This is a genomic window from Streptomyces sp. SudanB5_2050, from assembly GCF_964272335.1.
Lineage (GTDB): Bacteria > Actinomycetota > Actinomycetes > Streptomycetales > Streptomycetaceae > Streptomyces > Streptomyces rochei.
Map to the genome: position 1 here is coordinate 984,825 of NZ_OZ186760.1, position 13,462 is coordinate 998,286.

Annotated in this window: 9 protein-coding genes; 4 read left to right on the plus strand and 5 right to left on the minus strand. The window is 74.4% G+C overall.

The window, feature by feature from the left end; all coding sequences use genetic code 11:
* Positions 1–49: 49 nt before the first annotated feature.
* Positions 50–1,555, minus strand: a complete 1,506-nt coding sequence (locus tag ACFZP7_RS04180) for a hypothetical protein (RefSeq protein WP_385633866.1) — start codon at positions 1,553–1,555, stop codon at positions 50–52.
* A gap of 286 nt (positions 1,556–1,841) precedes the next feature.
* On the opposite strand from ACFZP7_RS04180, the gene ACFZP7_RS04185 reads away from it, so the two are divergent.
* On the plus strand, positions 1,842–2,984 hold the full coding sequence (locus ACFZP7_RS04185; protein ID WP_029393747.1) for an aminoglycoside phosphotransferase family protein: 1,143 nt from the start codon (positions 1,842–1,844) through the stop codon (positions 2,982–2,984).
* A gap of 302 nt (positions 2,985–3,286) precedes the next feature.
* A complete protein-coding gene (locus ACFZP7_RS04190) occupies positions 3,287–5,221 on the plus strand; it encodes an N-acetylmuramoyl-L-alanine amidase (protein ID WP_385633867.1) in 1,935 nt (644 codons plus the stop codon).
* 8 nt (positions 5,222–5,229) lie between these two features.
* Here ACFZP7_RS04190 and ACFZP7_RS04195 read toward each other — a convergent pair whose 3' ends face one another.
* The 4 genes from ACFZP7_RS04195 to ACFZP7_RS04210 form a co-directional block, all read right to left on the minus strand.
* Positions 5,230–5,727 (minus strand): hypothetical protein, encoded by a 498-nt coding sequence (locus ACFZP7_RS04195; protein ID WP_031021076.1) that lies wholly within the window; start codon positions 5,725–5,727, stop codon positions 5,230–5,232.
* A 140-nt stretch (positions 5,728–5,867) separates the two neighbouring features.
* Positions 5,868–6,773: a universal stress protein gene (locus ACFZP7_RS04200; protein ID WP_031021075.1), complete on the minus strand. Its 906-nt coding sequence runs from the start codon at positions 6,771–6,773 to the stop codon at positions 5,868–5,870.
* A gap of 109 nt (positions 6,774–6,882) precedes the next feature.
* Positions 6,883–7,125, minus strand: a complete 243-nt coding sequence (locus ACFZP7_RS04205) for a DUF397 domain-containing protein (RefSeq protein WP_029393745.1) — start codon at positions 7,123–7,125, stop codon at positions 6,883–6,885.
* Between the two features lie 308 nt (positions 7,126–7,433).
* Entirely contained in the window at positions 7,434–8,939 is a 1,506-nt protein-coding gene (locus ACFZP7_RS04210; RefSeq protein WP_385633868.1) for an acyl-CoA synthetase, read from the minus strand.
* Positions 8,940–9,079: 140 nt separating this feature from the next.
* On the opposite strand from ACFZP7_RS04210, the gene ACFZP7_RS04215 reads away from it, so the two are divergent.
* On the plus strand, positions 9,080–11,503 hold the full coding sequence (locus ACFZP7_RS04215) for a penicillin acylase family protein (RefSeq protein ID WP_385633869.1): 2,424 nt from the start codon (positions 9,080–9,082) through the stop codon (positions 11,501–11,503).
* Positions 11,504–11,664: 161 nt separating this feature from the next.
* Positions 11,665–13,440: a serine hydrolase gene (locus tag ACFZP7_RS04220; protein WP_385633870.1), complete on the plus strand. Its 1,776-nt coding sequence runs from the start codon at positions 11,665–11,667 to the stop codon at positions 13,438–13,440.
* Positions 13,441–13,462: the final 22 nt, after the last annotated feature.

The following is a 13,462-nucleotide window of genomic DNA, read 5'->3' on the forward strand; positions in this document are numbered from 1 at the left end:
TGGACCGCACGCCGCCGAACGGCCCCTGCTTCACCGCCGGGGCCGCGCGCTACGCCTTGGCGGTGCCGCCTCTCCCCCTGCCCTTGGACGCCTTCGCCTTGGGCAGCGCCAGCTCGATCTCCTCCCGCAGCTCCTGGATCTTCGGATAGCCGGCGTACTGCGCGGTGAGCCGGTACATCTGCCGCAGCCGGTCCCAGGTCCGCTGGGAGGAGTTGGACCCCATCGACACCAGGGCCAGGCGCGCGTACCGGTCCGCCTGTTCGGGATCGTCGGCGATGAAGCAGGCGGAGGCCATCGACAGATAGTCGAAGATCTTCGACCGCTGCCGGCCGTCGACCCGGAGGGCCAGCGCCTTGTCCGCGTAGTGCTGGGCGTGCGCGGCGGCCCCCGGCTCGAACTCGGCGAGCGTCCGGTAGGCGAGGGCCTGCATGCCGTACAGGTCCTCCTCCTTGAACGTCTGCATCCAGTCCGGCGGCGGCACGTCCGCCTTGTCGGAGACGAAGAGGTCCTCGGCCCGGCCCAGGGTGCGGCGCATCGCCTGCCCCTTGCCCATGGACGCCTGCGCCCACGCCTCGATGGTGTAGAGCATCGCCTTGGTGCGCGGCAGCACCTGGTCCCCCGAGCCCGACTGGGCGAGCTTCATCAGGTCCATCGCCTCGTCGGGACGGCCCAGGTGCACCATCTGGCGGGCCGCCCGGGAGAGCGCCTCGCCGGCCCGGGGCCGGTCGCCGCCCTCGCGCGCGGCGTGGGCGGCGATGACGAAGTACTTCTGGGCCGTGGGTTCCAGGCCCACGTCGTGCGACATCCAGCCCGCGAGGACCGCGAGGTTGGCGGCGACGCCCCACAGGCGCCGCTGGAGGTGGGGCGGGTGACGGTAGGCGAGCATGCCGCCCACCTCGTTGAGCTGGCCCACCACGGCCTTGCGCTGGAGGCCGCCGCCGCGGGCGGCGTCCCAGGCGCGGAACACTTCGACCGAGCGCTCCAGTTCCTCCACTTCCTGCGACCCGATGGGGGCGGCCTCGTAGCGGTCGAACCCGACGGGGTCGGCGTGCAGGGGCTGGTGGAGGTCGGGGGCGTCGGCCGCCAGGGCCGGGTCGGTGTGGAGCCAGTCGTGCATGGCGCTGCTGAGTGCGGAGCCCGCGGCGAGCGCGGCGCCCGCGCCCACCAAGCCGCGTCGGTTGAGCATGAGGTCCATTCCCGTGAATTCGGTGAGGACCGCCGCCGTCCGCTCGGGCGCCCACGGCACTCCGTCGGGATGCTCCTCGCTCCCGCCGCCCTGCCGTTTCCCCGCGCGCCCGTGCCGGACCAGACCGAGGTCCTCGATGGTCACGACACGGCCGAGACGCTCGGTGAACAGAACCGCCAGCACCCGCGGCACCGGATCGCGCGGGATCTCCCCCATGTCGATCCACCGCCGCACCCGCGAGGTGTCGGTCGCCAGCTGGGGGTGGCCCATGGCCGCCGCCTGCCGGTTGACCAGCCTCGCGAGTTCGCCCTTGGACCAGCCGGCCAGGCCGAACAGGTCCGACAGACGGGTGTTGGGTTCTTTGCTCACGTCAAGCCCCCAGGTTCTCGGCTGAGTTGACAGTAGCCCCGTGCCGGTTGCCGGGCGACTATTCGCCACCGTTCGCCAGGGTGCGCCAGATGGTGTGCCACGGGCGGACGGGTGTCAGGTAGGAATGCGCCACCCCGACCCGGTCGCCGCGGGATTACTCCCCAGGGTGACCCCGGGCGGCCGGGCGGGCAGCGCGACGGCTTTCGGAAGAGACGCCTGCTCCTGGCGGGGCGGGCGCGGCTCTTCAGGCAGGCACAGCAGGCACACGAAGGGATCTGTCTCGCCCATGTACGCAGCATCGTCCTCCGTGTCCGCCCCGCAGCGCTCACTGCACCCCCGCCCGGCGGCGGGCGGCGGCCCCTACCTCGCCCCCGCGCGTCCGGCTGCCCCGGTCCTCGGGGCGGGCAGGGCGCGGCGCGGCACGGGCCCCGGCACCCAGCCGCTCAGCGGAAGAATCGACCTGTCCGGCCCGCAGGGCGCCCAGCTGCGCACGGCGATCGCCTCCGTGCACCGGATCTGCCCGGAGTTCTCCCCGGTGCAGGTGCTGCGCCGCACCGGGCGGTCCGTGCTCCTGGTCGGCACGACCGGACGCAGCACCGCGGTCGCCAAGTGTTTACTGGACCACTCCCCCGCCTGGGCGGAGCGCATCCGGCACGAGATAGGGGCATACCGCTCGTTCGTCCGGCACCGCCCTCCGGTACGGGTGCCGAGGCTGATCGCGGCGGACCCGGACAACTGCACGCTGGTGATCGAGCGGATGCCGGGACGGGTGGCGGCGCTGCAGCGGCACCCGCTGGAGTCCCCGCCCCGGGCGGACATCAGGGCGGCGCTCGGCGCGGTCTGCCGGCTCAACGCCTGGCGGCCGCCGGCGGGCACCTTCGACGCCCCGCTGGACTACGCGGCCCGGATCTCCCGGTACCACGATCTGGGGCTGCTCACCGACCGCGACCTGGGCGACCTGCAGAAGCTGCTGCACGGCATCGCCCACGCGGCCGGACGCCAGGGCATGGGCCAGTTCTGCCACGGTGACGCGCTGCTGTCCAACATCCTCATGTCGCCGGCCGGTCCGGTGCTGGTGGACTGGGAGCACGCGGGCTGGTACCTGCCGGGCTACGACCTGGCGACCCTGTGGGCGGTCCTCGGCGACGCCCCGGTGGCCCGCCGTCAGATCAGCCAGATCGCCCAGGCGGGCGGCACCGCCGCGCGGGACGCCTTCCTGGTGAACCTGATGCTGGTGCTGACGCGGGAGATCCGTACCTACGAGACGGCCGTGCAGCGCTCCATGCAGGACGCGGTGCCGGCCCAGCCGGTGCCCGCCCAGCCGGGCGCCGTGCCCTCCGGCGAGGAGCAGCGGCTGCTGCTGCGCCGGCTGCACGACGACTGCCAGATGGCCCGCAGGGCCGTGCGGGCGGCGGTCGGCACACGCTGAGGAACGGGACGAAAAACCGCGGTGCGCCCTCCGGGAGGGCGCACCGCGGTTTTTCGTGTGCCCGGACTCCCGACGGCGGCCATTGGTGTACGCCACTGACGCCGCGCAGGCCCGTGGGCCGGCGCGGCGAAACTCGCCCGACCCCCTGCTGACGTGGGAAATCGCCGCCCTGACGGCATGATTGACGGATTGTCGGACTGCCGGGTACCACTGGTCCACGCCCGGCCCCGCACCTCCCGTCGTTCACACCCGGCACGTCCCCGGCACGTCCCCGCGACGTCCGACCGTCACAGGAGGCCGCTTTGCGCAGAACCCCCGTCGTGCCCGCCCTCGCCACCGCGGCCCTGCTGCTGCCGCTGCTCGGCGCGGCACCGTCCGCCGCCCGCCCGCCGGACGCGCCGCCCGCCCCGGACCGCCTGCAGCAGGCGTTCGCCGAGGCGGCGGCCGAGTACCAGGTGCCGCGGAGCGTCCTGCTGGGCGTCTCCTACCTCCAGTCCCGCTGGGACGCGCACGGCGGCGCCCCGAGCGTGACCGGCGGCTACGGCCCGCTGCACCTCACCGACGCGCGCACCGCGCTGGCCGGGGCCTCCCACCACGACGAGGGCACGGAGGACCCGCGCGGCGACGACGCGCGCGCCCCGCTGCGCCCGAAGGCGAAGACCTCACCGCCCGCCACCCTCCCGGCCCGGCTCACCACACTGCCGAGGGCGGCCGAGCTGACCGGCCTGAGCACCGAGGCGCTGCGCACCGACCCGGCGGCGAACGTCGCCGGTGGTGCCGCGCTGCTGGCCGCCGCCCAGCGCGAGGCGGGCGAGCCGCTCAGCGCCGACCCGGCGGACTGGTACGGGGCGGTGGCCCGCTTCTCCGGGGCGGAGGACTCGGCGACGGCCGCGGCGTACGCGAACGACGTGTTCGAGGTGATCCGCTCGGGCGAGCGGCGCACCACCGACGCCGGGCAGCGGGTCACCCTGACCGCCGACCCCGACGTGGCTCCCGACGTCTCCCAACTGGAGGACGTGGGTCTGCGGGCCGCGAAGGCCGCCGGCACCGAGTGCCCGAGGACGGTGTCCTGCGAGTGGATCCCGGCGCCGTACGAGGAGTTCGGCGACGGCGACTACGGCAACCACGACCTGGGGAACAGGCCGGCCTCCCAGCGCGTCCGGTACATCGTCGTGCACGACACCGAGGGCGCCTGGAACGGCGTGCTCGACATGGTCCAGGACCCCACCTACGTCTCCTGGAACTACAGCCTGCGCTCCACCGACGGCCACATCGCCCAGCACGTGAAGGCGAAGGACGTGGCCTGGCACGCGGGCAACTGGTACGTCAACGCGCAGTCGATCGGCCTGGAGCACGAGGGTTTCCTGGCGGAACCGGACGCCTGGTACACGGAGGCCATGTACCGCTCGTCGGCGCGGCTGGTGAGGTACCTGGCGAAGAAGTACGACATCCCGCTGGACCGGCAGCACATCCTGGGCCACGACAACGTCCCCGGCACGACCACGGCGACGATCCCCGGCATGCACACCGACCCGGGCCCGTACTGGGACTGGCGGCACTACTTCCAGCTGCTGGGCCGCCCCTTCGAACCGACCGCCGGCAAGAACTCCGGCATGGTGACGATCCGCCCCGACTACGCGGAGAACGGCCCCGTCTACACCGGCTGCGTCACGCGGGGCGAGCCCTGCGCGCCGCACGGCTCCAGCGCGGTGCGGCTCTACTCCGACCACGACGTGAACGCTCCCCTGATCAGGGACATCGGTCTGGGCACGGCCCCGACGACCGGGGTGAACGACCTGTCCTCCCGCGTCTCCACGGGTCAGCAGTACGCCGTGGCCGACCGGTGGGGCGACTGGACGGCCATCTGGTACCTGGGGCAGAAGGCGTGGTTCCACAACCCGGGGAAGAACCCGGCGACGGTCCCCGCGTCGGGCCGGGTGATCACGCCGAGGGAGGGCCTGGACAGCGTGCCGGTGTACGGGCGCGCGTACCCGGAGAAGTCCGCCTACCCGGCGGGCGTGCCCGCCCAGACGGTGTCGCCGCTGCCGTACCGGCTGCCGGAGGGGCAGAAGTACGTGGTCGGTGAGAAGGTGCCCGGCGAGTACTACTACGCGGTCACCTTCGACGAGGCCTCCCACCGGGTGGTGACCGGCGAGGACATGTACTACGAGATCCAGTTCGGCCACCGGGTCGCGTACGTGCGCGCCGCCGACGTCACGCTCTCGACCCTGCGGTAGCCGCCGGCTCAGCCCTGCTGGAACAGCTCCGCCGGGAGCGGCTTCAGCAGGGCGTACAGATCGTCGGTGATGGGGCGGTCCCAGGCGGCGATGGTCACCAGGACGCCGTCGCTGCGGTCGAACTGCACACAGGAGATCCGGCTCTCGGAGAGCTTGAGGCGGCGCACGATGAGCAGGTTGTCGCCCTGCATCACGGGGACGTCCTCGGCGCCGGCGACCGTCACCTCCTCGTCGTTCTCCAGGGCCAGCAGCAGCTGGGCCACCTCGAAGGGGATCTCACCCTCGGGGACCTCGCGGGCCGGGGAGCCCTCCGGCAGATTGCCGATGATCATCGCGGGGCCGCGGCCGCCGAACAGGTCGTAGCGCAGGAAGACGCCCTGGCAGCTGCCGTCGGGCGCGGGCAGCAGGCCGGCGCCCAGATTGCCGGGCCAGTCGCCCGGGTCCATGGCCAGTACGTCGAAGTCGGGCCCGGCGGGCGTGGCGCTGCGGCGGCGGAGGAACGACATGCCGCCATGGTACGTGGCCGGGGCCCGCGAACGGCGTGCGGGCGGGTGCCCGGCGGGGACGCGCGGTCCGCCTCCGTGTCCGGGACCTTCGGCGGGCCCGGTGGTCACGACGGTCCGGGTTCCCGCGCCGACGGAGTGGGTCAGCCCTCGCCCGGCGGGGCCGGTGGTACGACCGCGACCGGGGCCGCCGCGTGCAGCAGGACGGCGTGGGCGACCGAGCCCATCATGCGGGCGGGGGCCAGCAGCCGCCGGCGGTGGCGTCCGACGACGACCAGGGCGGCGTCGCGGGATGCGGCGACGAGGTGTCCGGCCGCGTCGCCGGGCACCACGTGGGTCTCGGCCGTGACGTCGGGGTGGCGCCCCCGGTACGGGGCGAGGAAGCCGTCCGCCAGGACGCGGGTCTCGCTCTCGACGGAGACCTCGTCGATCACCAGCGGCATCATCTGGCCCGCCGCGGCCCAGGTCTGGACCGGCCACGGGTAGGCGGCGACCACCTGGAGGCGGGCACCCAGCAGGGCCGCCTCGGTGAAGGCGAAGGAGAGCGTGGCGTCGTCGGGGCTGTCCACGTGCAGGCCGACGACCACCCGGGGACCGGGCTCGTCCGGCGCCTCGCCGTGGACCTCGCGGCCCGGGCGCGGCACCACCACGACGGGGCACTCGGCGTCGCGGGCCGCCGCCATCCCGTTGGAGCCGAGCAGCAGGCTGGCGAAGCCGCCGCGGCCCCGGGAGCCGAGCACGAGCAGCTGGGCGTCGGCCCCCAGTTCCGGCACCACGGCGCCCGGGACGCCCTCCATGCCGACGTACTCCGTGGAGACCGTCCAGGCCCGGCCCTCCAGGTGTGCGCGTGCCTGGTCGAGCACCGGGTCCTCGCCGGTGTCCGGCGGGCCCGCCACCAGGACGTCGGTCTGGGCCCAGGAGGCGTACTGGCGCACGTGCACCACCCGCAGGGGCGCTTCGCGCCGGTGGGCTGCCTCCAGCGCCCAGTCCAGGGCGCGCAGGCTGTCGTCCGATCCGTCGACCGCCGCGATGACCGGCAGGGTGCTCATGGGTGCCTCACCTCCGGAAGACCGAGTTCCCCCCGGGGCGCGACCGGACACCCCGGTTCGGCCGGTCGGCCCAGCCCCGGCGGCTCGGGCGCGGGCGCGTCCCGGCGGCTCAGGTGAGGTCGAACTCGCCTTCCCGCGCGCCCGACACGAACGCGCCCCACTCCGCGGGGGTGAAGATCAGCGAGGGGCTTTCCGGGCTGCCGCTGTTGCGCATGGCGATGAACCCCTCGACGAAGGCGATCTGGACATCCCCCAGGCCCCGGCTGCTGGACTGCCACTGCGCGTTGCTGAGGTCCAGGTCCGGCTTGTCCCAGCCCATGAGCGGGCGCTGGTGGGTGGTGCTCTCGGCCACGTCCGTGCTCCTCCCGGTGTCGTCGTCCGCGGTCAGCCTAGCGATCGGTCCCGGGCGCCGACAGGCCACGAGAGGGGTGCCTTTCGGGGGATCGGGGGTGCGCGGGACCGTCCCGGTTTCCGGGGCCGGGCTGGATCCGGAGCGCCCGCCACGTCGGCGACGAGCCGGTCGCGGCGGTGGATCGCCGGGCCGCGGGCGCGGCGGAGTCGCCGGGGACGCGCGGGCCGGGCGAGTCGGGCCGGACGGCCGGTGCGGCCGGTGCGGCCGCCGGCACTGGCCGCACCGGCCGCGCGCGACGCCGCGCCGGGTCAGCGGCCGGCGAACCGGTCCCGCAGCTCGCGTTTGAGGATCTTGCCGCTGGCGTTGCGCGGCAGCGCGTCCACGAACCGCACCGCCTTGGGTGCCTTGAACGGGGTGAGGCGCTGCCGGGCGTGGGCGATCAGTTCGTCCTCGGTGACCTGGCCGCGGGGCACGACGACCGCCGTGACCGCCTCGATCCACCGCTCGTCGGGCAGGCCGATCACGGCGGCCTCGGCGACCGCCTCGTGGGTGTAGAGGGCGTCCTCGACCTGACGGGAGGCGACCAGCACCCCGCCGGAGTTGATGACGTCCTTCACCCGGTCGACGATCGTGAAGTAGCCCTCGGCGTCCCGGACGGCGAGGTCGCCGGAGTGGAACCAGCCGTCGCGGAAGGCGGCCTCGGTCTCCTCGGGTTTGTCCCAGTAGCCCTGGCACAGCTGCGGGGAGCGGTAGACGACCTCGCCGGGGGTGCCGTCGGGCACGTCCTTGCCGTCCTCGTCGACGATCCGCGCGTCGACGAAGAGGACGGGCCGGCCGCAGGAGTCCATCCGGCCCTCGTGCTCGTCCGGGCCGAGGACGGTGGCCAGGGGGCCGATCTCGCTCTGGCCGAAGCAGTTGTAGAACGCGAGGTCCGGCAGCCGGGCGCGCAGCCGCTCCAGGACGGGCACGGGCATGATCGAGGCACCGTAGTAGGCCTTGCGCAGGCCGCCGAGGTCGCGGGTGGCGAAGTCGGCGCGGCCCGCGAGGCCGATCCATACCGTGGGCGGCGCGAAGAGGCTGTCCGCACGGCCGGCCTCGATCAGGTCCAGGAGCCGGTCCCCGTCGGGGGCGTCGAGGACGATGCTGGTCGCGCCGACGGCGAGGTAGGGCAGCAGGAAGACGTGCATCTGTGCCGAGTGGTAGAGCGGCAGGGCGTGCACGGGACGGTCTCCGGCGCGCAGGTCGAGGGCGGTGATCGCGCTCAGGTACTCGTGCACCAGCGCCCGGTGGGTCATCATCGCGCCCTTGGGCAGGGCGGTGGTGCCCGAGGTGTAGAGCAGTTGCACGAGGTCCTCGGCGCCCGGCTCGGGTCCGTCGTACGGGGGTGCCCCGGGCAGCCGGGACAGGAGTGAGCCGTCGGCGTCGCGCAGGGGCAGGGTGCGCGCGTCCTCGGGGAGCCGGGCGGCCAGGTCGGGGTCGGTGAGGACGAGTGCGCTGCCGGACTGGCCGACGATGTAGGCGAGGTCGTCGCCGGTCAGGTTCTGGTTGACCGGGACGTGCACCAGGCCCGCGCGGGCGCAGGCGAGGAAGGCGATCAGGTAGGCGTCGGAGTTGTGCCCGTAGGCGCCGACCCGGTCGCCCGGGGACAGTCCCTCGGCCAGCAGGACGCTCGCCGCGCGGGAGACCGCGGTGTCGAGTTCCTCGTACGTCCAGGCGCGGTCGCGGTACTCCACCGCGACGCGGGCCGGAGTGCGGCGGGCGCTGCGCCGCAGCACCCCGTCGACCGTGCTGCCGTGTCCGGGCGTCAGCGTCATGGCCCGATCCTCGGCCGGGCGGCGGGGCGGGTCAAGTCATGTGCGCGGCACGGGAAACGGCTCGTGTCATGCCACTGACACGTACACATACCGGCTGGTACGCTCGGCCGCCCTTTCCCCCTGAGACGTCGGGAGGCACGATGCGCATCCGTCCGAGACGGCTCGCCGCCGTGGCCGTCGCGCTGCTGACCGCGGCGACCGCACTGCCCGCGGCGGCCGCCGACGGTCCCGCCCGCGACCGGCACGAACGTCCGTCCCACGGCGGGCTGTCCGCCGTGATCCGCTACACCGAGTACGGCATTCCGCACATCGTCGCCGAGGACTACGCCGACCTCGGTTTCGGCACCGGCTGGGCGCAGGCCGCCGACCAGGTCTGCGTGCTCGCCGACGGGTTCGTGACCGTGCGCGGCGAGCGCTCCCGCTTCTTCGGCGCCGACGGGACGTCCGACCTCTCGCTGTCGTCGGCCGGCACCAACCTCTCCAGTGACCTGTACTTCCGGGGCGTGCGCCGGGCCGGCACGGTGGAGAGGCTGTTGGCCCAACCGGCGCCGCGGGGTCCCAGCCGGGACGCGAAGGAGCTGATGCGGGGCTTCGCCGCCGGGTACAACGCCTGGCTGGAGCAGAACCGCGTCACCGATCCGGCGTGCCGCGGTGCCGCCTGGGTGCGGCCGGTCACCGCGCTGGACGTGGCCGCGCGCGGCTTCGCCCTCTCCGTGCTCGGCGGGCAGGGCCGTGCCGTGGACGGCATCACGGCGGCGCGGCCGCCGGCCGGGGCCTCCCGGGAGCCGTCCGCGACGCAGCCCGCCCCCGAGGCGGTCGCGCGGGCGGCCCGCGAGCTGTTCGCCGCCGACGGTGCCGACATGGGTTCCAACGCGGTCGCCTTCAGCGGACGCACCACCGCGAACGGGCGCGGACTGCTGCTCGGCAACCCCCACTACCCGTGGCACGGCGGGCGTCGCTTCTGGCAGTCGCAGCAGACGATCCCGGGACGGCTGAACATGGCGGGCGGCTCCCTGCTCGGCTCCGCGACGGTGTCCATAGGCCACAACGCGCACGTCGCCTGGAGCCACACCGTGGCCACCGGCGTCACCCTCAACCTCCACCAGCTGAAGCTGGACCCGGCCGACCCCACCGTCTACCTGGTGGACGGCAGGCGCGAGCGGATGACGGCGCGGTCCGTCACCGTCCCCGTGCGCGACGGTGCCCCGGTGACCAGGACCCAGTGGTGGACCCGGTACGGCCCGGTGGTGACCTCGCTGGGCGCCTCGACGCCCCTTCCCTGGACCGGCACGACGGCGTACGCGCTGAACGACCCCAACGCCGCCAACCTGCGCGCCTCCGACACCGCGCTCGGCTTCGGCCGGGCCCGGGGCACGGACGACGTGCTGGACTCGCTGCGCCGCACCCAGGGCCTGCCGTGGGTGAACACCGTGGCCGCCGATGCGCGCGGCCACACGCTGTTCACCCAGTCGCAGGTGCTCCCCCGCATCACCGACGAGCTGGCCGCGCGCTGTTCGACGGCGCTCGGCGAGGTGACCTACCCGTCCTCGGGGCTCGCGGTGCTGGACGGCTCGCGCGCCGCATGCGCGCCGGGCCGCGACCGGGACGCCGTGCAGCCCGGGATCTTCGGCCCGTCGCGGATGCCCACCCTCACCGACGCGCCGTACGCGGAGAACTCCAACGACAGTGCCTGGCTGGCCAACGCGGACCGGCCGCTGACCGGCTACGAGCGGGTCTTCGGCACCGTGGGCACCCAGCGGTCGATGCGCACCCGGGGCGCGATCGAGGACGTGGCGGCGATGGCCGGCCGGGGCGGGCTGACCGTGGCCGACCTGGAGCGGCAGCAGTTCGCCGACCGGGTGCCCGCCGGGGATCTGGTGGCGGACGACGCGGCGCGGGCCTGTGCCGCGCTGCCGGGCGGTACGGCGGCCGACAGCGCCGGACGCCCCGTCGACGTGCGGGCCGCCTGCGGTGTGCTCGCCGACTGGGACCGCACCGTCGACGTCGACAGCCGGGGAGCGCTGCTCTTCGACCGGTTCTGGCGGGCGCTCACCAAGGCGGTGCCCGCAGGACAGCTGTGGAAGGTGCCGTTCTCGCCCGCGGACCCGGTGGCCACCCCGAACACGCTGAACACCGGGGCGCCGGGCTTCGCCACCGCCCTCGCGGACGCGGTCGGCGAACTGCGGGCGGCGGGCATCGCGCTCGACGCGCGGCTCGGCGACCACCAGTTCGTCGTGCGGGGCGGCGCACGCGTACCCGTGGGCGGGGGCACGGAGTCACTGGGCGTCTGGAACAAGATCGAGCCGGTGTGGGACCCGACGGGCGGCGGCTACACCGAGGTGACCACCGGCTCCAGCTACATCCAGGCCGTGGGCTGGGACGGCAGCCGCTGTCCGGTGGCCCGGACGCTGCTGGCCTACTCCCAGTCGTCCGATCCCGCCTCGCCGCACCACGCCGACCAGACCCGGCTGTTCTCCGGCGAGCGGTGGGTGACGTCCCGGTTCTGCGAGCGGGACATCCGGTCGTCGCCGGACCTGCGCGTCGTCCGGGTGCGCGAACGCTGAGCCGCGCCGGCCCGCGACCCGCCCGGCGGCCTGCCGGGCGGGTCCGACGGCCCGTCGGCTCCGCACGCCCCATTGACACGACCGGTCCCTGACAGGAAAGTTTCACCCCGCACGGCGATCCACGAAAGATACTTTCAGCTTCGGTGGCGGGAGGCTCTTCGATGGCCGGACAGGTGACGAACGGACTCACTCGGCGTCAACTGGGCGCCGGTGCCCTGGCCCTGGGCGGCGCCCTGGCCATCGCCCCGTTCGCGGCCGGACCGGCCGAGGCCGTCGCGGACAAGGGCCGCCGCCCCACGCTGCGGCGCGGCTCCGCCGAGCGCGCCGGACTGCTCGCCGGGCACCTGCGCCGACTCGTCACCCACGCGGAGGCGTTCCTCGGCCCCTCCCCCGCACACCCCTGGTACGCGGGCGCCGTGCTGCTCGCCGGCCGGGGCGGGACGGTGGCGCTGCACGAGCCGATCGGCATGGCGGTGCGCTACCGGGCCTACGACGAGGAGAGCGACACCGGCGTGGAGTTCCCCGCCGGGGAGCAGATTCCCATGGCCGAGGACACTGTGTTCGACCTCGCGTCGATCTCGAAGCTGTTCACCTCGATCCTCGCCGTGCAGCAGCTGGAGCGCGGCGCGATCGAGCTGGAGGCGCCGGTCGCCTCGTACCTGCCGGAGTTCGGCCGGGCCGGCAAACAGGCCGTGACGGTCCGCCAGTTGCTGACCCACACCTCCGGCTTCCGGGCGTGGATCCCGCTGTACCGGGTGCCCACGTACGAGGAGAAGGTGCAGCTCGTCTACGACGAGGCGCCGGTCAGCCCGCCGGGCACGGCGTACCTGTACTCGGACCTCAACATGATCTCCCTCCAGCTGGTGCTGGAGCAGGTCACGGGCCGCCCCCTGGACGTCCTGCTGCGCGAGGAGATCACCGCCCCGCTCGGCCTCGGCCGCACCCGCTACAACCCGCCCGCCTCCTGGAGACCCCGGATCGCGGCCACCGAGGACGCCCGGCAGCCCTGGTCCGGCCTGGACCGGGGGCTGGTGTGGGGCGAGGTGCACGACGAGAACGCCTTCAGTCTCGGCGGCGTCGCCGGGCACGCCGGGGTGTTCTCCTGCGCCTGGGACCTGGCGGTGCTCGGCCGCACCCTGCTCAACGGCGGCTCCTACGGACGGACGCGCATCCTGCGCCCGGAGTCGGTGGAGCTGATGTTCACCGACTTCAACACCGATTTCCCGGGCGACGAGCACGGCCTGGGCTTCGAGCTGTACCAGCACTGGTACATGGGCGCCATGGCCACCCCGCGCACCGCCGGGCACACCGGCTTCACCGGTACCTCGCTGGTGCTGGACCCGACGACCGACTCGTTCCTGGTGGTGCTGGGCAACTCGGTGCACCCGGTGCGCACCTGGCGTTCGGGGTCGGCTCCCCGGGTCGCCGCCGCCACCGACCTGGCGCGGGCCGTGCCGGTCCGCCCCGCGCACGGGCGTACGGCGTGGTTCTCCGGGACGGCCGGTTCCACGACGGCCACGCTGACGCTGCCCGCGCTGGACACCTCCGGCGGCGGAGCGAGGCTGCGCTGCGCGGTGTGGTGGGACACCGAACCGGGCTCGGACGCCCTGGTCCTGGAGGCCACCACCGACGGCGGCGCCACCTGGGCGCCCGTGCCGTTCACGACCACGCGCCGCGGCGAGGAACCGCGGGTGCACCCGGCGGGTGCGGTCAGCGGCTGGTCGGGCCGCGTGTGGCACGGGCTGACGGCCGCCCTGCCGACCGCCCGCGGTCTCACGCTGCGCTGGCGGTACACGACCGACCGGCTGTACGTGGGGCGCGGGGCGTACGTCGACGGGCTGCGCGCCGAGGCGGCGGGCCGCGTCCTGTTCCACGACGCGCGTCCGGCGGACGCGGCGCGGATCGAGGCGGTGGGGTGGACGGCGTCGGCCGACTGACCGGCCGTACGCGTCCAGGAGG